This is a genomic window from Peribacillus sp. FSL K6-5616 (genome assembly GCF_038008245.1).
Taxonomy (GTDB): Bacteria; Bacillota; Bacilli; order Bacillales; family DSM-1321; genus Peribacillus; species Peribacillus frigoritolerans.
Map to the genome: position 1 here is coordinate 4,113,579 of NZ_JBBOYT010000001.1, position 21,964 is coordinate 4,135,542.

At 35.9% G+C, this 21,964-nt stretch carries 26 protein-coding genes; 10 read left to right on the forward strand and 16 right to left on the reverse strand.

Features of this window, described 5'->3' with window-relative positions:
* Positions 1–95 precede the first annotated feature (95 nt).
* From MHB45_RS19920 to MHB45_RS19935, 4 genes are all read right to left on the reverse strand, one after another.
* Positions 96–1,175, reverse strand: coding sequence for a DUF4030 domain-containing protein (locus MHB45_RS19920; protein ID WP_048682911.1), 1,080 nt, complete (start codon positions 1,173–1,175; stop codon positions 96–98).
* On the reverse strand, positions 1,159–1,686 hold the full coding sequence (locus MHB45_RS19925; protein WP_048883502.1) for an RNA polymerase sigma factor: 528 nt from the start codon (positions 1,684–1,686) through the stop codon (positions 1,159–1,161). Before MHB45_RS19925 ends, MHB45_RS19920 begins: the two co-directional genes overlap by 17 nt.
* Before the next feature lie 250 nt (positions 1,687–1,936).
* Positions 1,937–2,158, reverse strand: coding sequence for a DUF3953 domain-containing protein (locus tag MHB45_RS19930; protein ID WP_235443580.1), 222 nt, complete (start codon positions 2,156–2,158; stop codon positions 1,937–1,939).
* Between the two features lie 193 nt (positions 2,159–2,351).
* Positions 2,352–2,849, reverse strand: coding sequence for a hypothetical protein (locus MHB45_RS19935; RefSeq protein WP_253349900.1), 498 nt, complete (start codon positions 2,847–2,849; stop codon positions 2,352–2,354).
* A 268-nt stretch (positions 2,850–3,117) separates the two neighbouring features.
* Here MHB45_RS19935 and MHB45_RS19940 point away from each other — a divergent pair, with 268 nt between their 5' ends.
* Positions 3,118–3,732: a GNAT family N-acetyltransferase gene (locus tag MHB45_RS19940; protein WP_072273595.1), complete on the forward strand. Its 615-nt coding sequence runs from the start codon at positions 3,118–3,120 to the stop codon at positions 3,730–3,732.
* Between the two features lie 27 nt (positions 3,733–3,759).
* Positions 3,760–4,368 carry a TetR/AcrR family transcriptional regulator gene (locus tag MHB45_RS19945; RefSeq protein ID WP_253349901.1) on the forward strand — a complete coding sequence of 203 codons (609 nt, stop codon included), beginning with the start codon at positions 3,760–3,762 and terminating at the stop codon, positions 4,366–4,368.
* A 251-nt stretch (positions 4,369–4,619) separates the two neighbouring features.
* Here the strand turns inward: MHB45_RS19945 and MHB45_RS19950 are convergent, their stop codons facing one another.
* On the reverse strand, positions 4,620–5,165 hold the full coding sequence (locus MHB45_RS19950; protein WP_253349903.1) for a hypothetical protein: 546 nt from the start codon (positions 5,163–5,165) through the stop codon (positions 4,620–4,622).
* 284 nt (positions 5,166–5,449) lie between these two features.
* Here MHB45_RS19950 and MHB45_RS19955 point away from each other — a divergent pair, with 284 nt between their 5' ends.
* Positions 5,450–6,271 (forward strand): STAS domain-containing protein, encoded by an 822-nt coding sequence (locus MHB45_RS19955; protein WP_048685423.1) that lies wholly within the window; start codon positions 5,450–5,452, stop codon positions 6,269–6,271.
* Positions 6,272–6,633: 362 nt separating this feature from the next.
* Here MHB45_RS19955 and MHB45_RS19960 read toward each other — a convergent pair whose 3' ends face one another.
* Positions 6,634–7,041, reverse strand: a complete 408-nt coding sequence (locus MHB45_RS19960; RefSeq protein WP_034304420.1) for an Lrp/AsnC family transcriptional regulator — start codon at positions 7,039–7,041, stop codon at positions 6,634–6,636.
* 132 nt (positions 7,042–7,173) lie between these two features.
* On the opposite strand from MHB45_RS19960, the gene MHB45_RS19965 reads away from it, so the two are divergent.
* The 4 genes from MHB45_RS19965 (at position 7,174) to MHB45_RS19980 (ending at position 11,135) form a co-directional block, all read left to right on the forward strand.
* Positions 7,174–7,938, forward strand: coding sequence for an MBL fold metallo-hydrolase (locus MHB45_RS19965; RefSeq protein ID WP_253349905.1), 765 nt, complete (start codon positions 7,174–7,176; stop codon positions 7,936–7,938).
* Between the two features lie 170 nt (positions 7,939–8,108).
* Complete coding sequence (locus MHB45_RS19970; protein ID WP_072273598.1) at positions 8,109–9,419, forward strand: MFS transporter; 1,311 nt, start codon at positions 8,109–8,111, stop codon at positions 9,417–9,419.
* A gap of 484 nt (positions 9,420–9,903) precedes the next feature.
* Positions 9,904–10,851: an IS110 family transposase gene (locus tag MHB45_RS19975; RefSeq protein ID WP_213068208.1), complete on the forward strand. Its 948-nt coding sequence runs from the start codon at positions 9,904–9,906 to the stop codon at positions 10,849–10,851.
* 92 nt (positions 10,852–10,943) lie between these two features.
* On the forward strand, positions 10,944–11,135 hold the full coding sequence (locus tag MHB45_RS19980) for a hypothetical protein (RefSeq protein WP_199777166.1): 192 nt from the start codon (positions 10,944–10,946) through the stop codon (positions 11,133–11,135).
* A gap of 423 nt (positions 11,136–11,558) precedes the next feature.
* On the opposite strand, the gene MHB45_RS19985 is transcribed toward MHB45_RS19980, so the two are convergent.
* Complete coding sequence (locus MHB45_RS19985) at positions 11,559–11,945, reverse strand: hypothetical protein (protein ID WP_048682746.1); 387 nt, start codon at positions 11,943–11,945, stop codon at positions 11,559–11,561.
* Positions 11,946–12,522: 577 nt separating this feature from the next.
* On the opposite strand from MHB45_RS19985, the gene MHB45_RS19990 reads away from it, so the two are divergent.
* A complete protein-coding gene (locus MHB45_RS19990) occupies positions 12,523–13,089 on the forward strand; it encodes an RBBP9/YdeN family alpha/beta hydrolase (RefSeq protein WP_072273599.1) in 567 nt (188 codons plus the stop codon).
* 176 nt (positions 13,090–13,265) lie between these two features.
* Here the strand turns inward: MHB45_RS19990 and MHB45_RS19995 are convergent, their stop codons facing one another.
* The 9 genes from MHB45_RS19995 to MHB45_RS20035 form a co-directional block, all read right to left on the reverse strand.
* Positions 13,266–13,958, reverse strand: a complete 693-nt coding sequence (locus MHB45_RS19995) for an aspartate/glutamate racemase family protein (protein ID WP_072273600.1) — start codon at positions 13,956–13,958, stop codon at positions 13,266–13,268.
* Positions 13,959–13,990: 32 nt separating this feature from the next.
* Positions 13,991–14,416, reverse strand: a complete 426-nt coding sequence (gene fosM, locus MHB45_RS20000) for a FosM family fosfomycin resistance protein (RefSeq protein WP_340908058.1) — start codon at positions 14,414–14,416, stop codon at positions 13,991–13,993.
* Positions 14,417–14,430: 14 nt separating this feature from the next.
* Positions 14,431–14,961 carry a PepSY-associated TM helix domain-containing protein gene (locus MHB45_RS20005; RefSeq protein ID WP_048682732.1) on the reverse strand — a complete coding sequence of 177 codons (531 nt, stop codon included), beginning with the start codon at positions 14,959–14,961 and terminating at the stop codon, positions 14,431–14,433.
* A gap of 20 nt (positions 14,962–14,981) precedes the next feature.
* The gene (locus MHB45_RS20010) at positions 14,982–15,431 is read right to left on the reverse strand and encodes a GNAT family N-acetyltransferase (protein ID WP_048682730.1); all 450 of its coding nucleotides are present in this window, start codon (positions 15,429–15,431) and stop codon (positions 14,982–14,984) included.
* A gap of 279 nt (positions 15,432–15,710) precedes the next feature.
* On the reverse strand, positions 15,711–16,190 hold the full coding sequence (locus MHB45_RS20015) for a GNAT family N-acetyltransferase (protein WP_340908059.1): 480 nt from the start codon (positions 16,188–16,190) through the stop codon (positions 15,711–15,713).
* Positions 16,191–16,323: 133 nt separating this feature from the next.
* Positions 16,324–16,530 (reverse strand): hypothetical protein, encoded by a 207-nt coding sequence (locus tag MHB45_RS20020; protein ID WP_072273604.1) that lies wholly within the window; start codon positions 16,528–16,530, stop codon positions 16,324–16,326.
* Between the two features lie 48 nt (positions 16,531–16,578).
* Positions 16,579–16,782 (reverse strand): helix-turn-helix transcriptional regulator, encoded by a 204-nt coding sequence (locus tag MHB45_RS20025; protein ID WP_063235833.1) that lies wholly within the window; start codon positions 16,780–16,782, stop codon positions 16,579–16,581.
* Between the two features lie 596 nt (positions 16,783–17,378).
* Positions 17,379–17,630 (reverse strand): hypothetical protein, encoded by a 252-nt coding sequence (locus tag MHB45_RS20030; RefSeq protein ID WP_048682717.1) that lies wholly within the window; start codon positions 17,628–17,630, stop codon positions 17,379–17,381.
* A gap of 152 nt (positions 17,631–17,782) precedes the next feature.
* Positions 17,783–19,468: a methyl-accepting chemotaxis protein gene (locus MHB45_RS20035; RefSeq protein WP_340908060.1), complete on the reverse strand. Its 1,686-nt coding sequence runs from the start codon at positions 19,466–19,468 to the stop codon at positions 17,783–17,785.
* 408 nt (positions 19,469–19,876) lie between these two features.
* On the opposite strand from MHB45_RS20035, the gene MHB45_RS20040 reads away from it, so the two are divergent.
* Complete coding sequence (locus MHB45_RS20040; protein WP_340908061.1) at positions 19,877–20,872, forward strand: zinc-dependent alcohol dehydrogenase family protein; 996 nt, start codon at positions 19,877–19,879, stop codon at positions 20,870–20,872.
* Between the two features lie 242 nt (positions 20,873–21,114).
* Positions 21,115–21,813, forward strand: a complete 699-nt coding sequence (locus MHB45_RS20045; protein ID WP_048682705.1) for a DUF421 domain-containing protein — start codon at positions 21,115–21,117, stop codon at positions 21,811–21,813.
* Positions 21,814–21,964 lie beyond the last annotated feature (151 nt).

Sequence of the window (21,964 nt, forward strand, 5' to 3'; positions counted from 1 at the left end):
AAGAAAAAGCTGCCTTAAAGACAGCTCCGATCCTCAGCTAACGCACCAGGTTAGCTTTTTAAAAAATAAGCATGCTAGTTTACATTAGTATGGTGTTAATAATTTATTTGCTGCTTATCTTTACTATAGACAATGATTTTATATTCATCATCTTTTATGGTCTTTTTAACCTCTTCCGATTCTAAAAAGTCCCTAATTGTATTTTCAACTTTAGATCCAAGTTGTTTACTATCCGGATTAGAAGAAGATATAGTGGTTTTAATATATAAGGTCATCGGCTGAGGATGCGCTGAAAAAGAAAAACCGTTTACCTGATATTCTTTTTTGCTATACAGCCCATCAATAATTGTACTTATGACTCTGCCCCACCTATTCTCCTGCTCTCTTATTTTTAAGTTAATTTTGTTGAACTTTAATGTATATTTCTGATCCGTTTCTTTCGTTATTACATTTTGAACCAGTTCTTTTATATTTTCAGCATCTTTTTCAGTAGTAGGTATCCCAATATTAATAATTAAATCACCTGAATTATTCAGTGTACCCACTTGGGTAGTAACATCATGATAATTATGTTTTTTCAATTCTTGATCCAAAGCTCTTTGAACTTTTGAAGCTTCTTCATATTTCTTTATTGTTTCTGGACTTGGTTTTTCTTCATCCATGACCTTGTTTTTAATTACCTTGATTGTATAACCGTCATATTCTCTCGACCTTAATACCTCCAAGGCAGTTTCTTCTACATCTTTACGTACATCCTGAAAATATTCCTCTGACCCATCTACTCTTATTTCTATTTTGTTATCTCCATTAGTACCTATTCTAGTTTTATAACCCTCGTTCTCTAATCTTTCTTGTATCGATATAAAAATATCTTTTGTATGTAACACTTTATTTAAATAAGGGATTTTTGACATAACCTCTGCCATTGCAGGGGAGATAAAAGCTGCGCCAATAAATAAACTAAATAATATGACCAACGCGATACCAGAGTATGTTAACTTCCTGATCCAACTTAATTTGATAGGGTGCTTATTTCTCTCTTGGGACTCCAACTTTTCAATATCAGAAATGATTCGTTTTTTCAGTTCTTGTTTTTGCTTTGTTTTCCACATTAGATCGGCATTTAACTTCTTTAAGGAGATATCTAAATCAGTATCTTCATATTGTTTTTTCATCCAAATACCCCTCCTTTATTAGTTGTTTTTTTAATGCTGGAATAGCTCTAAAAAGAGTTGATTTAACTTTACTCTCAGACCAACTCAATATCTTTGCTGTATCCTCAATGGAAAAACCTTTGATTTTTCTTAAAACGATCACCATTCGATATGTATCTTTGATTTCCCCTAACGCTTTATATAGTTCAGATGATTCCTCTTTTATTCGAATCATTTCTTCAGGCAATGAGGTATTGTCCTTTTGCAAAAGAAATACTTCTTTAAAGAACCTGCTGGGTTTCCGTTTTCTTAAAAAATCAACCGTTAAGTTGTGAGCGATACTGAATAGCCATGTTCTTTCACTGGAATGCTGATTAAATGAATTATGATATAAGTACGCTTTTACAAAGGTATCGTGGGTCAAGTCCTCTGCTTGTTGATAATCCTTAACCATCAATAAAATAAAGCTTAAAATGGATTTACTATGTTGGTCATACCAATCTGCAATTTCTAATTTTCTGTACTCCGACAAGTCTCCACCCCTCCTTTTCTTAAATTTTCAATACTTAGACGTAATAACTAAATAAAAGTTGTGTTTTTGCATAAAAAAAGCTCTAAAAGTTTAGATTAGAGATCTTTTTGTTTTTATAGAACTGATGTTTATCAGTTGTCTAAGAAATAAGGCCCTCGTTAGATCAAGGAACTAACCTGCCCCGATGATTCCATAAGAAAAAGCTGCCTTTAAAGACAGCTCCGATCTTCAGCTAAAGCACCTGTTAGTTCTATAAGAAATACGGTATGTAAAAAAAGAAGAGAAATAAAGAGATAACAATATTCATATACCCCCAAAATCCTTTTCTGTCTTTTTGAATTTCGACAAATCCTGTCACCAACATAAATGCCCCAAGGAAAAACATATAATAGGGCATTAACTCCAAGGTTTGAGCTATTAGACTATAACCTGATAGGACAATAACCACTATCGCTAAAATAATTCTAACCATTTTCAAAAATATATTTCCCCCTAAAAATTAAATTCTTTTACAATCATACCATTTGCACCTTTTCATTTGTATTAAAAATGGAAATTACTTCTATAAATATCCTACCCTAGATTCCATAAGAAAAAGCTGCCTTAAAGACAGCTCCGATCTCCAGCAAACGCACCCGTTACCTGCAGAATAACATTGTATAATACTACCTCATTGCACTTCCCAACATAACCATGCCAATAAATCCATATACAACGGTAACTCCCAAACCATACAAAATTAAGTTATCTTTTTTAAATAGTCTGATCAGTTCAAAGAAAGAAATTACAATCCGTAAAACCAACAATAGTCCAAATATACATAAAAATGACATCCCGAAAGCCATTGGAATCTCTGTCACTAACCTCATGCCATCTGACTTATCATTTGAGATTACTCCAATTCCCATTCCAATATAAATCCACAAAAATGACCTCAATATCAATGTAAAGAATAAAATGTAGTAACGATGAACATTAGGTGCTAAAGAAGAATCCACAGATGTCATCCATTTTATAAAATACTTGATACATAACCTACACGAAATAATAGGATGTAACCACGCAAATATAAAATCTGTTTCATCGTCCTTAACATAAGAATTCTTTCCAAATGTCATATTAATTATATTTGATTCGTTTTTCTTGTTTTTTTTCCTTTTCATCTTCAACAACCAATCTAATAGTCATAGTATAAATCGATATTCTTCAATCGAAATTATAACATAAACGAGAGTAAAACTTTTTCTGCGTTAAAGAGACATTAAGGTATAAAACAACATTAAATCACCTGCTTCCTTATTCAAGTATCCTAACCCGTAAGTTCACCTTCCTCAGAGAATATGAAGTACTTAATTCTAAATTTTTACAATTCATTGTTATGGAGTTTATAATGAAAATATATTCATTTAAAAACCGGAAAGGGAATGATATATGCAATCTGGAGGTTTAAAGTTTATAGTTGCAAAAGCGGATAAAGTTGATATGGATGTAAGGATGCAAATTTCTGAAATTTTTGCTGAAGGCTTTACACAATGGCTTGGCTATTTTTCCAAGGATAAAAACATCATTGCAAAGGCATTTGCCCACATGTTCGTTTTAGATCAATTTTATGTAGCTATAGCAAATGATAAAGTTGCCGGCATGACAGCATGTACGGATGGGAAAACCTTCTCGGTAAAATTAAATAAAAAAGAGCTGAGAAAGCACTTAGGCTTCTTCAAGGGAAGCATGGCAGGGATCTTTTTAAAGAGGGAATTTGAAGCCCCTTATGAAAATTTCCCTTCAAATACAGGCTCGATTGAATTTGTCGGAACTGCTCACGAATTCAAAGGACAGGGTGTAGCATCTCAAATCATCCACCATATTTTTGAAAATACGCCGTATGACGATTACGTCATTGAAGAGGTTGCCGATACGAATATTCCGGCGATGAAATTATATAAAAAGTTGGGTTTTGAAGAATACAAAAGAAAGCCCCTTCCAGAAAAGATGTCCAAGAAAAATGGAATCAATAATCTTTTGTCTTTGAAGTATATGAAAAAGTAAGGAAAGAACGAAATGGAGGAAGAATTCTTGCCGAGAACAAAAGGACAATATGAGGCAATGAGAACTGCAACGAAAAATAAAATTCATTCGGCTGCAATAAAACTATTCGCAAAAAAAGGGTTTGCAGCTACAAATGTTCAGGATATTGCAGAGGGTGCAGGAATCAGCATCGGGTTAATGTACCGACACTATAAAACCAAAGAAGATTTATTTAATGAGCTAGTTTCCTATGCTGCAACAGGATTGGAAAAAATAGCGGAAAAGTTTCAAAGCGATGAGTCTCCAATTGAATTAATTCGAAAGTTTACTCTGGAAATATTGAATAATCTTGAAAAAGATGATGCATTTGCAGAACTCCTCATGCTAATGAACCAATCCTCAACGCTGGAACATCCATCTCTTCAAATTCAATATCTTAATGAACAGAGTGAAGCAATGTTAAACCAAACTGCCCGATTAATCGAAAAAGGTCAGAACCTAGGCCAGTTTAAACAAGGAAATGCTTCGGAAATGGCATTTTATTATTTTGCATCCTTACAAGGCTTAGCTATGATAAAACTTACCATGAAGAAACGTTACATTACGCCAAGTCTAAAAATAGTCACAGCGTTTTTGATTCCGGATTATCATGATTGAAGTAAAACCTGCGAACCTGAAACTCTATCCGAGGATAACATAGGCTCCGATTGAATTTGTTGGAATGGCAAAATATAGAGAAAATGTACTGCAACAACCATTATGAAATAAATTTTCCATTCCTTACTTTAATGAATTGATTTAGTGCAAAATCCAATGCGTTAAATCTTTATAGTCCTCAACAAACATGGCGCTTTAATTAAATAAAACGAGAGCACACTTGCATAATATGACTCTTCATTTATAAGCTCTTATAGGCCACCATCTAAACCGTCAATTTTCACCCCTCTACTCCATTCACGATCGATTTTTAATTCATTATTTGTAGTGGATATGGTTAATTCTCCTTCTTTTTCATAAATTTTAGATGAATTCTCGTCATAAACTTTAAATGTTGTTGTATATAAGTAATCTATTTTGCCATCACCATTTTTTCTTTGTTCTTCAAGTTTCACATCTTGTACTTCTATACTTTTATTAATTTGTTTGGATACCAATTCTGGTATTTGAAATTTCCGGTTAGCGATTTCAGCATTATATTGTTCTTCTGTTAAATATAATTTAATCTTTTCTGCGATTTCATCAAAAGTTGGGGGATTGGATGGATCTTTAATAGTATATAGTTCTTTACTATAGTTATTAAATAGTATTTCTGCCTCTTCTACTTTGACCACATTTTCCTCTTTTAGGGGTTTTTCTTCACTGTTTTCTTTGATCACATCTTTGTTACAAGCAACTGCACTAATAAACAATACAACCAAAAACAATAAACTAAGAATTTTCTTTATGATAGCCACCTCATTATCCTCAAATGAATCTACACTCTACATATTCTATACAAATTATGAATTACCCTTGTTCAACTAACCTGCCCCGTTAGTGCCATACGAAAAAGGCTGCCTCGGCAACCTTCCTTATTGAAGTAAAGCACCGTTAGTTTAAGTAGAAATCTTCACAATATTAATTTACATAAATATCATCCATTTTCCTTTAAATTAGAAGTTTTTTGTGTAAATGGGTTTAGTAATTATAATAATAGGGTATTTATGATTTGGCATATTTAAAAAAAGGAGATTAAATTATGGATTTGTCACTTGATATATATAAATTAATGAAATTCATCGAAGAAAATAACGAGGATTTTGAAGATTCATTATTAAACGAAGCATCTAATGTGAAAGACAAAATTGAAGAAATATTAATGGTCGGTAATATTGACCTGATAAATAATGCCCGTAAGCTGGTTCGATACATTATTGAGGGTGAAGAACAAGAGCTTCAATCATTTGCTAAACAAGAAGGTATAGCTTGGGCGACACACGAGATACCATTAACTTTCAAATTAGAGTGGGTGCAAGCCATTCGAAGAACTTTGTGGAAGTTCCTACAAGGATATAACGAGGTAACGAATCACGTTATAAATGAAGACTTTTTTTCTGTAGAAAAACAAATAAATAATCAAGTAGACAGGTTTTTAAATGTTTTTTTTATCACATATTCTCAATACAAAGATTCATTGATAACGGCTCAAAGAGAATTGGTCGAAAATCTTTCTGTGCCAATAATCCCAATAACACCCACTATATGTATTTTGCCTTTAATTGGTGCGGTGGATCTTTACCGAACGAATATTCTAGAGGAAAAAGTTTTAATAGAGATTGGAAAATTACGTATTCAAACATTGATTATGGACTTATCTGGAATTATGGAAATGGAGACTGAGGTAATTGATCATTTAATGAGGATTATTGACGGCACTTCATTAATGGGATGTACCACTGTGATTACCGGGTTAAGAGCTGAAGTGGCTAGCAATATGATACGCTTAGGAATGAGATTAAATGAAAAAGCACAAACATTAGGAACTTTACAACAAGCGTTGAATAAATACTTAATATGTTAAATACGGAGAATCTTAGAGGAGGGTCGCTTTGCCGACTCTTTTTCCTTATTCAATATATTCTGACCAACTGTCTAAATATTTTTCCTGCCTAGCAGTTACATCTTTGTATAAAAAATATAGTTAGGCATTTAATTCAACACCAATCAATTCGTTTTCTTCTTCAACTAACCTGTCCTATGGTTCCATAAGAAAAAGCTGCCTCAAAGACAGCTCCGATCTTCAGCTAAACCACCCATTAGTTTAAGTACAGTTCTTCATATACTGAATAAGAAAAAGAGGTGTCCCTGCTGCCTCCGTTGTTCAATTCAAGCACCTTATAGTTTAAATGTGACTATTCACAAACATCCATGTTTATTCATGCCCTATTTACTTATAACGATCGATAATTTATAGTTTGCATACTTGTTTAACTCTAATAAAAATTGATTTAACGCTTCATTACTTGGAAACCTGCACTCCAAAAGATAACAGCTATCTCCACTGATTTTATAATTATTGATGACATACCCCTCTTTTGTTTGGATAAATGAGAGATAAGGTTGATGATGTGTACCTTCTATATAGATATTGATAAAGGCATACGTAAAGCACCCTAATTTCGCTTGATTCACTTTAATGCTATACCCCTCAATAACCCCATTGTCCTCTAATTTCTCCACTCTAGCTGCGGCTGCCGGTCCTGTTAAGTGAACTCTCTCCCCTAATTCTTTCATCGTAATCCGGCTATTGCTACATAACTCCTCTATAATTCGCTTATCTGTTTGGTCCATCTGAACGTCAACTCCTTTCAAAAATAAAGTCAAACGCCTAAAATACTTTAATTTATCTGTGTATTTGAATCCTGCTCATATTATACACTTAACACTGTTAGGGAACACATGAAAAGAAAGGGAGTTGTAAAGATGAAGATTACACAAATTCGAAATGCAACGATAGTTGCAGAATATGCAAATAGAAAGTTTTTAATTGATCCGATGTTAGCAGAGAAAGGTACGTACCCGTCTTTCCCTGGTACGATTAGGCAAGATCAAAACAATCCTTCAGTGAGTTTACCAACCTCTGCTGACGATATTATTAGTGGAGTTGATGCAGTCATTGTGACTCATTTACATTTAGACCATTTTGACGAGGCAGCGCAAAGACTATTACCAAAAGATATTAAAATGTTCGTTCAAAATGAAGAAGATGCAAAGGAAGTCCAAAATACAGGATTCCAGAATGTAGAGGTATTAACAAAGGACACTGTCTTTGAAGGCATCCAATTAGTTAAAACAAGAGGCGAGCATGGAAGAGGAGAAGAACTATTAAAGCGTATGGGGGAAGTATGTGGCGTTGTCTTTAAACATCCAAGTGAAAAAACATTGTACGTAGCTGGTGATACAGTCTGGTATGAAGGCTTACAGGATGAATTGGATACCCATAAACCAGATATTATTGTTGTCAATGGCGGAGATAATCAATTGATAGAATATGGTTCTCTCATTATGGGAAAAGAAGACATCTATGAAGTACACAAGGCGGCTCCTAATGCTAAGATTATTTCCGTTCATATGGAAGCTGTTAACCATTGGACACTATCTAGAGAAGAATTAAAAAACTTTAGTAATGAAAAAGGATTCTCAAGTAATATGTCAGTACCAGAAGATGGTGAATCCTACAAATTTTAATATGACCACCGACAAATAGTGTCACGTTCCTATTTAAAAATAAGAAATAAAAGAAGCTCATAATTATCGAAATTTAATTATGAGCTTCTTCTAATGACGATATGAAATGTTCCAAGGATGACATCCAAACATGAAAAGCTACAAGGATATTTCGTTAGGAGGTAAAGTTCATGACAATGTCAGCAAAAGATACAAATGCCTCAACACACCAGCCTATATGGCTGCAAGAATATATTGATTCACCAGAAAGACAAATACACCTTTATAAAAAAACATTAAGAATTTTGATTCTTTCACAAATCTTTGGGGGAGCAGGACTTGGAGCCGGTATAACAGTAGGAGCGCTTCTTGCACAAGACATGCTAGGGACTGAAAATGCGGCTGGAATTCCAACTGCCCTATTTACTTTAGGTTCTGCAGGAGCTGCCCTGCTTATAGGCCGGTCTTCACAACGTTTTGGCCGTAGAGCAGGACTTGCAGGTGGTTTCCTTGCAGGTGGGTTAGGTGCTATTGGTGTTATAATTGCAGCCTTAACCAACAGCATCCCACTTTTATTTATTTCTCTTTTTATTTATGGAGCTGGTACAGCGTCTAATCTACAAGCGCGTTATGCAGGGACAGACCTTGCAACAGATAAACAAAGGGCAACTGCTGCAAGCATGGCCATGGTTTCCACTACCTTGGGTGCTGTTGTTGGTCCTAACTTGGTCAATAGAATGGGAGCATTTGCGGATTCAATTGGTGTTCCAACCTTGGCTGGCCCCTTTATCTTGTCAGCAGCTGCTTTTATTATTGCCGGATTATTTATCTTAATTTTACTTCGTCCAGACCCTTTGGTTGTGTCCACAGCTATTGCGAATGCTAAGAAAAAAGACGATAGCGTACAGACAGGGACAAACTTTAAGAATGCTACCATAAACAAAAAGGGTGTTGTTGTTGGGGCTGTAATTATGATTTTGACTCAATTTGTCATGGCAGCCATTATGACAATGACACCAATTCATATGGGACATCATGGTCATGGTTTGGGAGAAGTAGGATTAGTTATAGGTTTCCATATAGCAGCTATGTACCTTCCTTCACCATTGACAGGTATATTGGTAGATAAGCTTGGCCGTATTACTATGGCTGTTGCTTCTGGTGCTACACTCCTAGCCTCTGGATTGGTGGCAGCTTTTACACCGGTAGGATCAATGCCACTGCTTACCCTGGCGTTAGTACTGCTAGGTTTGGGCTGGAACTTTGGTTTAATAAGCGGGACTGCTCTCATTATAGATTCAACACACCCATCTGTGCGTGCAAAAACACAAGGATCAGTCGATGTACTATTTGCACTTTCAGGAGCAGCTGGTGGGGGGGTATCAGGAATGGTAGTCGCTCATTCTAGTTTTGCAGCATTATCACTTTCTGGAGCCATTCTGTCACTAGTGCTTATTCCTGTAGTTGTTTGGTCTCGGAAAAGTCCAAGCAAAGAGCTATGATAGTTAGACTAATGTAGATATATCCCTATATAGTGAAATAAAAATATTAACAAGGCAGCTTTCAGCAAGAAACTGAAAAGCTGCCTTTATTCATATAGGAAGGCAACTTATAAAAAACAAGCTTCTAAAGAAGCCCAGGAGCTGTATAGGAAAATGAGGTTTTATGGAATCTCTTGTTGAACTTACCCGCCCCATTTGTTCCATAAGAAACTTCTATGGCGGCGCTCCTCGCCGCCACCATCTACTACGAAAATCTAAACTCAAAATAGAGTCTAACCCATTAACCCCTTGACAATAATGGATGATAACAATACAACCAGGCTGAACTTTTTTTGGTGGATCTTAAGGAAGATACCCTGTATAAGAAACTGGTTGTGACAGTATGGAAGAACCATTTAGTGTACTGCTAGTACGTATACAAAAATTTTTGTAACAAATCTCCTGTCATATGTATTGTTAATCTTTTTTTGAGGTGATTTCTCCTATGGAAGCAATGATTGAACGGTGTGCTGGCCTAGATGTACACCAAGAAACAGTAGTAGCCTGTGTATTATTTGGTCCATTAGATCAAAAGCCAAAGACCTCTATTGAAACATTTTCAACTACAACAACAGGACTCTTGGCTTTAAGTGATTGGCTCGCTACCCTTCAGGTATCCGATGTTGTGATGGAAAGTACCGGAGTCTACTGGAAACCAATATGGAATATACTCGAAGGTTCTTTTCACCTTGTTCTTGCCAATGCAAGACATGTCAAAAATGTTCCAGGACGTAAAACTGATGTGAAAGATGCCGAATGGCTTGCCAAGCTTCTAAGATGTGGACTTATTGAAAGCAATTTTGTACCACCGGAGGATATTCGTGATTTACGAGATCTTACTCGTTATCGAAAAAAATTGATTCATCATCGCACATCAGAACAGAATCGCATTCACAAAATTCTTCAAGATGCTAATATCAAGCTAACATCCGTATTATCAGACATTTTTGGTGTATCGGGACGCCGTATCCTTGAAGCGATTCTAAACGGTGAAAAAATAGAGACCGATGGTCTTCGAAAAATGGTGGATTGGCGAACAAAGGCAAGTATTACTGACATTGCCAGTGCAATTAATGGTCGTATTCGCCGTCATCATCGTGATATGTTGCGTTACCATTGGGAGCATATGAGTTATTTAGAAAAAGCCATAGAAGAATTGGAAAAACAAATCGATCAACTCCTGTCCCCCTATCGTAAGGAAGTAGAATTATTGGATGGAATACCTGGTGTGAACAAAGCTGCCGCAGCTACTTTTATTGCAGAGATGGGCGTTGATATGTCCGTATTTAAGTCAGCTAAACATCTTGCCTCTTGGGCTGGTGTGAGTCCTGGAAATTACGAAAGTGCTGGTAAAAAAAAACGAGTAAAACCACACAAGGTAACAAAGCTTTGAAAACGATGGCTGTAGAGTGTGTACTAGCGACATCAAGGCAAAATAATCGAATTGCTTCACATCGAAAAAGGATTACCAAAAGGCAGGGAAAAATGAAGGGACGAATCGCTTCTGCTCATTTACTACTAACGATTGCTTACAACATCTTAAAAACAGGGGAACCCTATCAAGAACTAGGCTCAAATTACCTTGAAGAAAAACAAAATAACAAAGAGTTAAAAATGATCGAATACCTAAAAAAGAAAGGCTATACAATCGATCCATCTGAACAACAAACTGCATAACCAGTTAAAATAACGACATAGTACATTTACGTCCTTCAAAAAAATTAGAATATGGTGGGCTTATTTAAGTATGGCCTTTCACTAAAGTGTTTTCATACAAAAAAGAGCTGCCACAGCAACTCTGTTATTAATGTAAAGCACCGGTTAGTTCATTAAGACTAATCGCAGAGTTACACAGACTATGAAGGAAGGTGATTTGATGAAATGGTTTTATAAAGGGAGATATTATCGGCATCGGAAAATTTCAAAAAAGTATCAAGGTGAAGTATTCAGTTTCAAAATGGCAGTAAATACGAAAAGCTGTTTAATATCCATATCGAAAAAATGCGTTACTATGTAACTAAATTAGGTTGGATGCAGTTATTCACAGTACGAAGAAATTATAAGGAAGATCATACGCAAAATGTGTAACACAAAGAAGTATTAATTAGAAGGCTTTTTCTCCAAAATACTTTTAAAGCTTTTTCTATAACAAAACAACAAATAACTATACATGATTACAAGTATTACTGCTAAAACAAGTAACGAATGATCAAGGAACAAATGAAGTAAAAAAATGTTGGCTATAATTGGAGACAATATTGCAAGTGCTAATGGGACAAATCGATTACTTAAAAGTAAAACTCCACAAACGATTTCTAAAAACTTTTCAAATATTAACAGATATTCAAATTTGAATAATGCCATTGCTTCAGGGCTAGTAGCAATAAATGGTTCAAAGTCAAAAATGACAAAATAACCGTTTAGACCTGCAATAAGAAAGATAAAACCTAAAAATATTTTGGAGAGATGTAAAAGGACTTTATTCAACCTATACACCACCAATTTGATTTTAATTATAATTCTAATTTTATTATAACAGGTTAATTGGTTACTGCGAGTACGAATACACTGTGCTTGTAGAACTATCCTACCCCGTTAGTTCATTAAGAAAAGCATTTCTTATTAAAGAATCGCGCCCGATCGTGGTAGATCAGCAATAATTATTAAATAAAAGTACCCGTTTTCATAAAAAAAATAATTAGGACTTACGAATAACTCTTTTTCTAAGTAAATATGTTACTGATGATTTACTTTTTATTAATCCCTTTGAATCGGTTATATGTATGTAATCTTCTGCTTTCTGAGAATCCCTCCAAGTAATTTCTTCTGGCATTGAAATATTAATTTCCACCGATTATTTTCTCTCTAAAAGTAAAGAAAATAGCATGATGTCTTTCTTAGAAAAATGCTTCACTTACATAAAAACACCATCTATCTCTACATCTAAGCCCATTTCTTCTCTTACTGCTCGAATAGCAGCTTCTTCAAGTGTTTCTCCTACCATATAGGTTTGGGTCAGTAATATACTGTTTTTGTATCTATAAAAAAGAAAGGGAGTGTAGTAATGGGAAAACAAGTATATATTATCCATGGATACGGAGCTTCACCAGCCAATCATTGGTTCCCATGGTTAAAAGAAAAATTAATAGCAGATGATAATCAAGTTTTGGTTCTTCACATGCCAAATTCGTCTGACCCCAAGAAAGAAGAATGGTTGGAAACATTAGCTAATAAAATAAAGAATTTAGATAACAACACTTATTTTGTAACACATAGCTTAGGGTCTATCACACTATTGAACTATCTAGAACAATTAGATCCGTTACCAAGCTTTGGAGGCTTTATTCTTGTTTCTGGCTTTTCTGAACCATTATCATCCTTACCTTCACTAAATCCTTTTACAGTTAAAAAAGTGGATTATAATAAAATAATTTCTGCAACTAATTCACGTGCTGTTATTTCTGCAAAAGATGACTATATTGTTCCTTTTCAATTAAGTCAAAATTTATCAAAACAATTGGATACATCATTTTATCCTGTTGAAAAGGGTGGTCATTTTCTAGAAGATGATGGTTTCATTACTTTCCCATTGGTTTATGATATTTTAAAAAATATGATGAAAACTGTATAAATAATGAGGGTGTCACCTTTTCGTGACACCTTAAAATTATTAAAAAATGTTCCTAAACAAACTGGCGCCATTGTTGAACAAAGTTCAAATAGAACTCTTGAACTATCCTGCCCTGTTAGTTCCGTAAGAAAAAGGCCGCCGCAGCAACCTCCTTTTTAAAGCACAATGTGATCAATTCATTTTTCCATTGCCATATTGACGGATTCGATGGCATGTATGACAGCTGTATCGAATAATGGCACTTCGGAATCCTCGGGTTTTACTAGTAATCCAATTTCTGTGCAGCCTAGTATTATGCCTTCCGCTCCATCATCAACTAACCCCTTGATAACGTTTTTGTAATATTCCCTTGATGATTTTTGAATTTCACCTAAACATAATTCTTCATAAATCACTTTATTGATGACTTTTCTATCCTCTTCGCTTGGTATCAGGACCTTGATACCATTAGTCTCAATTCGTGTTTTATAAAAGTCTTGCTCCATCGTATATTTAGTGCCAAGTAAACCAACCGTACTGATTTTGGACTTTTGAATTTGTTTTGCCGTTGAATCAGCAATGTGCAAAATCGGTAAACTGACTTTTTCTTCAATATATCCAATCACTTTATGCATCGTATTTGTACAAATTAGTATCATTTCGGCACCTGCCTTTTCCAAAGACAGAGCTGCATCGCCTAATAATTTGCCGGAGCTTTCCCAATCCCCTTCAGCTTGGCAGCGTTCGATTTCCTCAAAGTCCACGCTATATAAAATGCACTTGGCTGAATGTAATCCTCCTAATTTGGCTTTTACCTCTTCATTGATGATTCGATAATATTCCAACGATGACTCCCAGCTCATGCCGCCAATAAGGCCAATAGTTTTCATGAACATTCCCCTTTTCATTTGAAAATAGCTTACTATTTGTCGAAAAACTCCATATGTGCTTTTTCTTGTTTATAGTAATCTATTCTATTTTGTAAAGTCCCTGTATGAAACTCAAACTTATGACCATCTGGATCAGTGAAATAAATGGACTTCTTATCCTTTTCATCTCTTGGACGTCCTGACAGAATGTTTACATTCAATCCGATCAGTTTCTCATACATGTTCATGAAGCCGGCTTCTTCTATGGAAAAGGCGATATGTGTGTATGATTGGCTTATTTCATTACGGGGAATATCTTTTTCTTCATTCAGGGCAATCCACATTCCATTCAAATCAAAATAGGCTGTGGTTCTGCCCTTAACTAATAATTTCGCATCAAAAACCTTTTGATAAAATTCTATGGAACTGTCTAAATCAGAAACTGAAAATAAAAAGTGATTCAAACCTTTTATAGACACATTACCACCTCATATTAAGATTTCCTTTTATTCGCCATTAGACGCTTATAGAGAGGATACCCGAACATGTAATACCCGGAAAACGACAGCAGGATTAAGGATAAACCCGTCATTGTCAGGATACTGTATCTATACCAATCACCAAAGAAGGTTCCATCATGTAATGTAATGAGGAAAGTCGAGTAATCTGGATTTGTGGATAACACTTTTCCCGTACTCACATCCATTTGAACACCTTGACCGTTATTAAAGCGAACCTGGTACACATTTGCACTTGGTCTATATTCGATTCTAAAGATATCTTCAACCGAATCCGCACCTGGTAGATCCTGAGACACAGCAATGGACACGACCTTCTCCATGGGTATCGCTTGATCTGGACTCGCCTCTTCCCCCGTCCTTAACTCATCAGCCACTCCAAGGGGTATCATATAAACAAGCACGAGGCCCGTTACTGCGATGAACATGAAAAAGATGGATAAAATCAATCCAGTCCATTTATGTACTTTTCGGCTTAATTGATACAACTTTACAGATTTCGACAATGTTCCATCACGTCCCTTGACTATTTTTCAAAAAAATTTTTCTTCATGACCACCCTATCTTCATTTACAACATAATCATTTTTCAGATAAAATGCTTCTGCAAGCCCGTCATTGGCCGTTAATAGATATAGACTTTTAATCTCTCTCTTCTGCAGTTCAGCTTCTAAAGCTCGAAGCATTTTTGAGCCATGCCCTTTGCCTTGCATTTGATTATTCACACAAAGTTCTGCCAAATAATACGTTAAACCTTGATCGGACACTTTACTGTTTCCGGCAATGAAACCCACTGGTTTATGATCAATATGAAATAAAAACCCAAGAAATTTAGGTGTATGCAATAAGTCGGAAAGTCTCTCTTTAGCCGTTTCATAGGTCCATCTTTCATTCCATGGTTCACGATTAAAAACGTTCATGTAGAGTTCGATGCATAGCTCCAAATTCTCCGATGTCAGTGGTATCATTTCTGTCATATTCAAGCTTCCTTTCTATTTTCATTAAATTTTAGTATATTAATCCAAATTATATCTTATCCTTGTTGAACTATCCTGTCCCTATAGGACCATAAAAGAAGTGCTGCTTAAGAAGAAATGAAGGGGGCATACAATGAGCAGATTAGATAATTATGAGGTTCTAAAGAGAAATATGCTATTCCAGGGTGCATTAGCAATGAATAAAACCCGCTTCAGCTGACAGTCCTGCCTTAGTGGATTCTATAAAAAAAAGGGCGACCGGATTTTTACTGGTCAACCTTAGTTCATTGATAACTGTTTAATGAATAAAACTCTATCTTGATTAGGTCCGTCATAGTCAGAGTGGACTGAAATACCATCAATGAATGTATCACCCTCTTCCATTTCAAATCCCATCTTAGTATGATAGGCGATTGAAGATTTGTTGACCGGAGACGTTACACAACGGACAACATTACGGCCATTTTGATTAACGACATCGAAAAATTGATTATATAACTGTCTGCCGATATCATTTTTTCTGTATTCAGGATGCACTCCGACAAAGTGAATATATGCCTCGTCAGGCTGAGATTGAGATAAAATCCCTATTAGGAAACCGACTATTTCCCCTTCCTTTTCGGCTATGAAACTTGTATTTGTAAAATGTTCAAAGAATAATTTCGGTAGCATATCAGACATTGGCCTTCCTCCCCACCATTCATTGATTAGCGGTGATATGGCATAGTAATCTGACCCTTTCACTGAACGTATTTCCATCCTTATCCCCCCTTAATGATGTAAAAGTCAATTTAACTAATTTTATCATTAAGGTCATTTTCACGTAATTCATTCTATAACTATCCTTGCCCAATGCATAAAGAAAGAGCTGCCTTATAGGCAGCTCCGATCATCACTTCATAATAACTGCAATAATCGCTATAATAATACACAGAATTCCACTCAAAAATTGCCCTAATCCTGAAGCTTCTCCCATTAGCATTAAATTGAATATGTTTTTACTTTTTCGGTTTTTCCCAAATAAGCCATCATCTGTTTTCATACGATAAATACCCCAAACTATTAAAACAGCCCCAAAAATAAATAATACATTAACCATTTATGTTCCTCCGTTGTTTGTTTAATATGTGCATCTTTGTGAAATATACTATTTGTCATCCTCATCAAAAATAAAAGTTTCTTCAATTGATAAATTAAAAACTGAAGCTATTTTATACGCAAGTAGCACAGATGGATTATACTTTTGTTTTTCTAATGAGATGATAGTTCTAGAAGATACACTTACTTTATCAGCTAATTCTTGTTGCGTTATTCCATATTCTATTCGCAATTCTTTTACTCTATTTTTCATAAATCCTCCGAATTAAAGGAAAATATTGTAATACTTTCTAGACCCAATTTCGCTAATTATTAATGAGACTAAGATAACAAATAATGCAGTTTTTGTTGGGATAGCGACAAAATTAGTTATAAACATAAGAATAAAAATTTCGCACATCAGAATTTGCAAGGAAAAGCGAGCAACTTTACCATCAATTAAAGCATCTCTTTCGTCGTACTCCTTCGATAGTTCCTTTTCTAGTGATTTATTCTTACCGGATGTTATGTATGAAATTGTTGAGTACAACAAATAATTCCACCCAGAAATACTATGATATAGCCAAAATTAAATCTTTGTGATGTATCGAGAATTATTTGAATGATTCCCAATATTATTATCACCGTTGAGACTAAAAAACGCTGTATGAATAGATTTTTCAATCATACCTCTCCTAACCAACTTATTCACATAGAGTGAAGTTTTCTTCACATGAAGTTAACTTCATGTGAAGTTGATTTCATGTTAATCTGTTTCAAAACAAATGTCAAGGGTAAATACTGATTCAACAACTTTCACTATCCTACCCCTTGCAAAAAGAAAAAGCTGCCTTAAAGACAGCCCGATTTTCAACTAAATATTAAATTATGTAAAACACCTACGAAAATACATCCTGTGATTAAAATCGACCAGCCTGCTTTTTTTGTTACAGATTTTTGAAGGATTTTGATTTTAGATAAAGTAAAATCAATGCCCAAAACTAGAACGACAATATACAATAAATTAATCCAATAAGAGTTACCCATTCTATCAAGATAAGGACTTAGAAAGAGTATGACACTGAATATTGTCATTCTGTAGGCAACATGTTGCCACTTCAATTTTTTAACCACCTAAAGGATTTTTTCACCTTATCCCTTCCAGTCTTTGTTCAACTATGGGTTTAGCGATTTTTATTCAGATTAAAGTTTAAAGTTGGACTATGGAATCTAAAAATGCCCCAAAGCCTAATCGCTTCGGGGCATTTTTTTAGTTAAGCTTTGAAACGAGAAATCATCTCCTGCAATTCCTCCGCCAATCTGGTCAAGGAAATGGTTGCTTTCGAAACCTCCTCAATCGAGGCCAATTGCTGCTGACTGGCAGCTGCTGCCGTTTCAGTGCCAGCAAGTGTTTCCTGTGACCCTTCAGCAATTATTTCTATGGTTTGCTGCAGTTCTTCAAAACCATTCTTTATAAACTGGGTAGCTGCTGCCACTTCTTGAATCTGGGATGTTACCTGCTCTATTAAAATTAAAATTTCTTCAAAGTTTGTAACCGTTTCTTCTGAAAGCTTTATTCCAGAGTCCACATTATCTCTTACAATTTGAATATTATTAACGGTCTCGTTTGATTCATTTTGGATGGTTGAAACAAGCTTATGGATATTATTTGCAGATTGACTGGTTTGATCGGCTAATTTCCTGACCTCTTCTGCAACAACTGCGAATCCTTTGCCATGCTCCCCGGCTCTAGCAGCCTCGATTGCAGCGTTTAATGCAAGTAAATTCGTCTGACCTGAAATATCAGTAATTAGAGTGGAAATTTCTTTAATTTGTGTCGCGCTAAATACTAATGAGGTGACTCCTTTATCCGCCCTGTCAACAGACAGATTGATGGATTTCATCTGCTCGAGCATTTCATTTACTGAGCTTTCACCACTTTCAGCTTGACCTCTCATATTTGATGAAACTTCTGCTACCTTTGATGTATTCGAAGCTACCGAAATGATGCTGTTTAGTGAATCAGTAACCGCCTTAAGGCTATTAACTGTCAATCGGCTTTGTTCACTATTGTTTTGGGTTATCGCTTGCATCGTTTCCGAGATGTGATCCGATGTTACTATAGACTGTTCGGTACTGGCCGAAAGTTCTTCAGAAGCAGCTGCCACTTGTTCAGATGATATGCCAATTTGCGAAATCATTTGTCTAAGCGAGTCCACGAAGATATTGAACGATTTAGCCAGTTGACCAAATTCATTATTGCCTGTAACCTCCATATGCTTAGTTAAATCAGCATCACCTGTGGCTATTTCCTCTAATTGGCGGTTTAACTTTCCAAGTGGCAGCAGAATTGACCTTAACAGCAAAATACATAACACAAGTCCAACTATCGATGTAGCAATAGCCAGGAAGAGAAAGGCTCCCCTGCTCAACTGAGCATAGCGGTCATTTAACGATTGGATGTTGGAAACATCAGTATGAAGGGCTTCCACCAATTCATTTACTGAAGGATCCAGCACCTCTTTCCTAAGGGTTCTTTCTTCTCCAAAGTGCAAGTCTTTAGCTCCTTCATGATCTTCCTTATAGATGCTAATCACCTGCTGGTTCATATCCCAAGAATCATTAAAGTTCTCTTCTAGCTTATTTATATTCTCACCGTATTTCTTTTCCTTATTAAGCTCCTTGATTTTTTCGATTTTCTTATGTACATCATTTGCTTTTTCTTCCATCCCTTCGGCAAATTGTTTATCCCCAGTTATGATAAATGCCCTTTCATCATTCGATAAACCTGCCAGGTGATACTGAATCCCAATAACAATCTTTTGAATTTCCAACTTATCCTGAAGTATTGAATTCCTTTCAGATGATGCATCTATTACATAAACAGCAAAACTCCCCAGTATTAGAATGGTTCCAATAAGAATGGATACTGTAGTTATCAGCCTCGTTTTAATTTTCAATTCTGTAATCTCCTAAAATCTATAGATTTTTAACATTCACTCACCATTTATATCGGACTTTCAGCTCATTTATGAAGATTAAAAACCGTCTGTATCAATAAAAATAAGCCGCCTTCATGGCAGCTCCCTCTTCAATCAATATAGATATAATGCTTAAAACTGCACGTAAGTATGGCTCCGCCTTCGCCAAATACCTTGATAGCCCCTACTCATATTAATATTTTAATGATTTAAGAGACATCTCTTAAATTCCCTTTTAAAAATGTGTGTAACTTTTAATTTTATAGTAGATACAGTATCATTGATTTTACAAAGACTAAATATTCTTACATTTCATCCTATTCCCTGCAATCCTTAACAGGCATAGGCAATGAAAAATTCCCCATAAAATAACTAGGAGTGACTAAAGTGAAAGCACAAATCATTCAATCTTTTGGCGATCCATCCGTATTTCAGCTTGAAGAGGTTTCAAAACCCGAATTAAAACCTGGATATGTACTTATTCAAGTCAAGGCTTCAAGTGTAAATCCTATTGATACGAAAGTCCGTGCTGGTGCAGTTCCAGCCGTTTCCCCCGAGTTTCCAGCCGTTTTACATGGTGATGTCGCAGGTTTGGTATCTGCAGTGGGTGAAGGAGTGACTGAGTTTAAAGTTGGCGATGAAGTGTTTGGATGCGCGGGTGGTTTTAAAGGGACTGGCGGTGCACTTGCAGAGTTCATGCTTGCAGATGCTGATTTACTTGCTCACAAGCCGAAAAATTTGACGATGGAAGAAGCCGCTGCTTTACCACTGGTTGCCATTACCGCTTGGGAAGCATTATTCAATCGGGCACATCTAGTCCCTGGTCAAGATATACTGATCCATGCAGCAACCGGCGGTGTAGGCCACATTGCCATTCAGCTAGCCAAATGGAAAGGCGCGACAGTCTATACAACTGCCTCTTCGCAAGAGAAGCTGGAGATTGGCACGCACCTTGGGGCAGATGTAACGATCAATTATCGGGAAGAAAGCGTTCATGACTATGTACAAAAATATACAGACGGAAAAGGATTTGACGTTGTGTTTGACACGGTAGGGGGAGAAAACCTTGATCGCTCTTTTGAGGCGGCTGCGGTACATGGAACGGTGGCTGCCATTGCAGCCCGTTCAACTCATGACCTCTCCCAAGTGCATTCAAAGGGACTTTCTCTGCATGTTACCTTTATGTTGTTGAAGATATTAAATAAGGACATGCATAAGCAATATGGAGAGATTTTGAAGAAGGTTGCCAAGGTGGTTGAGGAAGGTAAGCTGCGCCCGCTTGTGGATCCAAACATGTTCACCTTTGATGAAGTCTCAAAAGCTCATGAATACATGGAGTCAGGCAAGGCGATAGGAAAAATTGTTTTGAAAAATGATTGGTAATGAATAGGCAGATTAACAACTTTATGTTCATTTAAAAATAGGCGGTACGGTGAAAATCTCTATAGATTCTCGCTGTACCGTCTTCTTTTATTTAATAGGACAATACCGCGGTCTGATGTTGAGTATTCTTATTTAATAGAATTGCAGAAAACGTTACTCTGCCGTGTGAAATAAATACCAGGTACAATTTGGTTTAAATGATTGTTAAAAGGGAGAAAGGGAAAAAAAGATGAGGTGATAAAATGATTTATCTGGAAATAGCAACGAAGCTGGTGATTGGGCTGGCTGGACTCCTGGCAGTGACAAGACTTCTTGGAAAAAAAGAAATGTCTCAAGTGACCCCTTTTGATTTTATTTACGCTTTAGTATTAGGCGGCATTTTAGAAGAAGGCATTTACGATGAAAAAGTGTCGATTTGGCAGATTCTATTTGCCATTTGCCTTTGGGGGATTTCCGTTTATATCATTGAGATTTGCGCTCAAAAAAGTGATCGCATGAAAAAATTGCTCAAAGGACATCCTTCTTTGATTATTCGTAATGGCGAATTGGATATAAAACAAATGAAAAAAAATCACTTGGAAATTGAACAGGTTCGAACCATGCTACGGAAACAGGGGGTGTTCACTCTCCGGGAAGTGCGAGATTTATATCTTGAGCCTGGCGGCGACATCAGTGTAAAGCTTCATTCTAAGGCGGGAAGCGTCACACCAGATATGCTTGACCTCAATCCTAGGGATGAAGCACCTTCTATCTTAGTAATTGAAGAAGGCCAAATAAAAGAGGAAGAACTTCGATCCGTGAAAAAATCAAAAGAATGGCTTCTGGAAGGGCTTCAGAAGAGGAATTATAAAAAAATTGAGGATATCCTATATGGAGAATGGTCAGAAACGGATGGATTCTATATACAGCCGTATCCAAAAAAAAATTCTCATATACAATAAAAAACTTGAAGAAATTTTATAGACGGTACAGTGAAAATCTCTAAGCTTCCCGCTGTACCGTCTGCTTTTATTTTTAATTGCCGTAAAGCACCAATAGGACATAGTAATCGGAATTGGCAACTTTAAGACAGATTGCCATAGTAGACTTCTA

Coding starts and splice junctions, on each gene's coding strand:
- MHB45_RS19965 (WP_253349905.1), top strand. CDS start 7,174: ATGAAGATTACACAAATTCGAAATGCAACGATAGTTGCAGAATATGCA.
- MHB45_RS19955 (WP_048685423.1), top strand. CDS start 5,450: ATGGATTTGTCACTTGATATATATAAATTAATGAAATTCATCGAAGAA.
- MHB45_RS20045 (WP_048682705.1), top strand. CDS start 21,115: ATGATTTATCTGGAAATAGCAACGAAGCTGGTGATTGGGCTGGCTGGA.
- MHB45_RS19935 (WP_253349900.1), bottom strand. CDS start 2,849: ATGAAAAGGAAAAAAAACAAGAAAAACGAATCAAATATAATTAATATG.
- MHB45_RS20025 (WP_063235833.1), bottom strand. CDS start 16,782: ATGAAAAATAGAGTAAAAGAATTGCGAATAGAATATGGAATAACGCAA.
- MHB45_RS20010 (WP_048682730.1), bottom strand. CDS start 15,431: ATGACAGAAATGATACCACTGACATCGGAGAATTTGGAGCTATGCATC.
- MHB45_RS19930 (WP_235443580.1), bottom strand. CDS start 2,158: ATGGTTAGAATTATTTTAGCGATAGTGGTTATTGTCCTATCAGGTTAT.
- MHB45_RS20020 (WP_072273604.1), bottom strand. CDS start 16,530: ATGGTTAATGTATTATTTATTTTTGGGGCTGTTTTAATAGTTTGGGGT.
- MHB45_RS20015 (WP_340908059.1), bottom strand. CDS start 16,190: ATGGAAATACGTTCAGTGAAAGGGTCAGATTACTATGCCATATCACCG.
- MHB45_RS19960 (WP_034304420.1), bottom strand. CDS start 7,041: ATGGACCAAACAGATAAGCGAATTATAGAGGAGTTATGTAGCAATAGC.
- MHB45_RS19995 (WP_072273600.1), bottom strand. CDS start 13,958: ATGAAAACTATTGGCCTTATTGGCGGCATGAGCTGGGAGTCATCGTTG.
- MHB45_RS19975 (WP_213068208.1), top strand. CDS start 9,904: ATGGAAGCAATGATTGAACGGTGTGCTGGCCTAGATGTACACCAAGAA.
- MHB45_RS19940 (WP_072273595.1), top strand. CDS start 3,118: ATGCAATCTGGAGGTTTAAAGTTTATAGTTGCAAAAGCGGATAAAGTT.
- MHB45_RS19920 (WP_048682911.1), bottom strand. CDS start 1,175: ATGAAAAAACAATATGAAGATACTGATTTAGATATCTCCTTAAAGAAG.
- MHB45_RS19990 (WP_072273599.1), top strand. CDS start 12,523: ATGGGAAAACAAGTATATATTATCCATGGATACGGAGCTTCACCAGCC.
- MHB45_RS19970 (WP_072273598.1), top strand. CDS start 8,109: ATGACAATGTCAGCAAAAGATACAAATGCCTCAACACACCAGCCTATA.
- MHB45_RS19980 (WP_199777166.1), top strand. CDS start 10,944: ATGAAGGGACGAATCGCTTCTGCTCATTTACTACTAACGATTGCTTAC.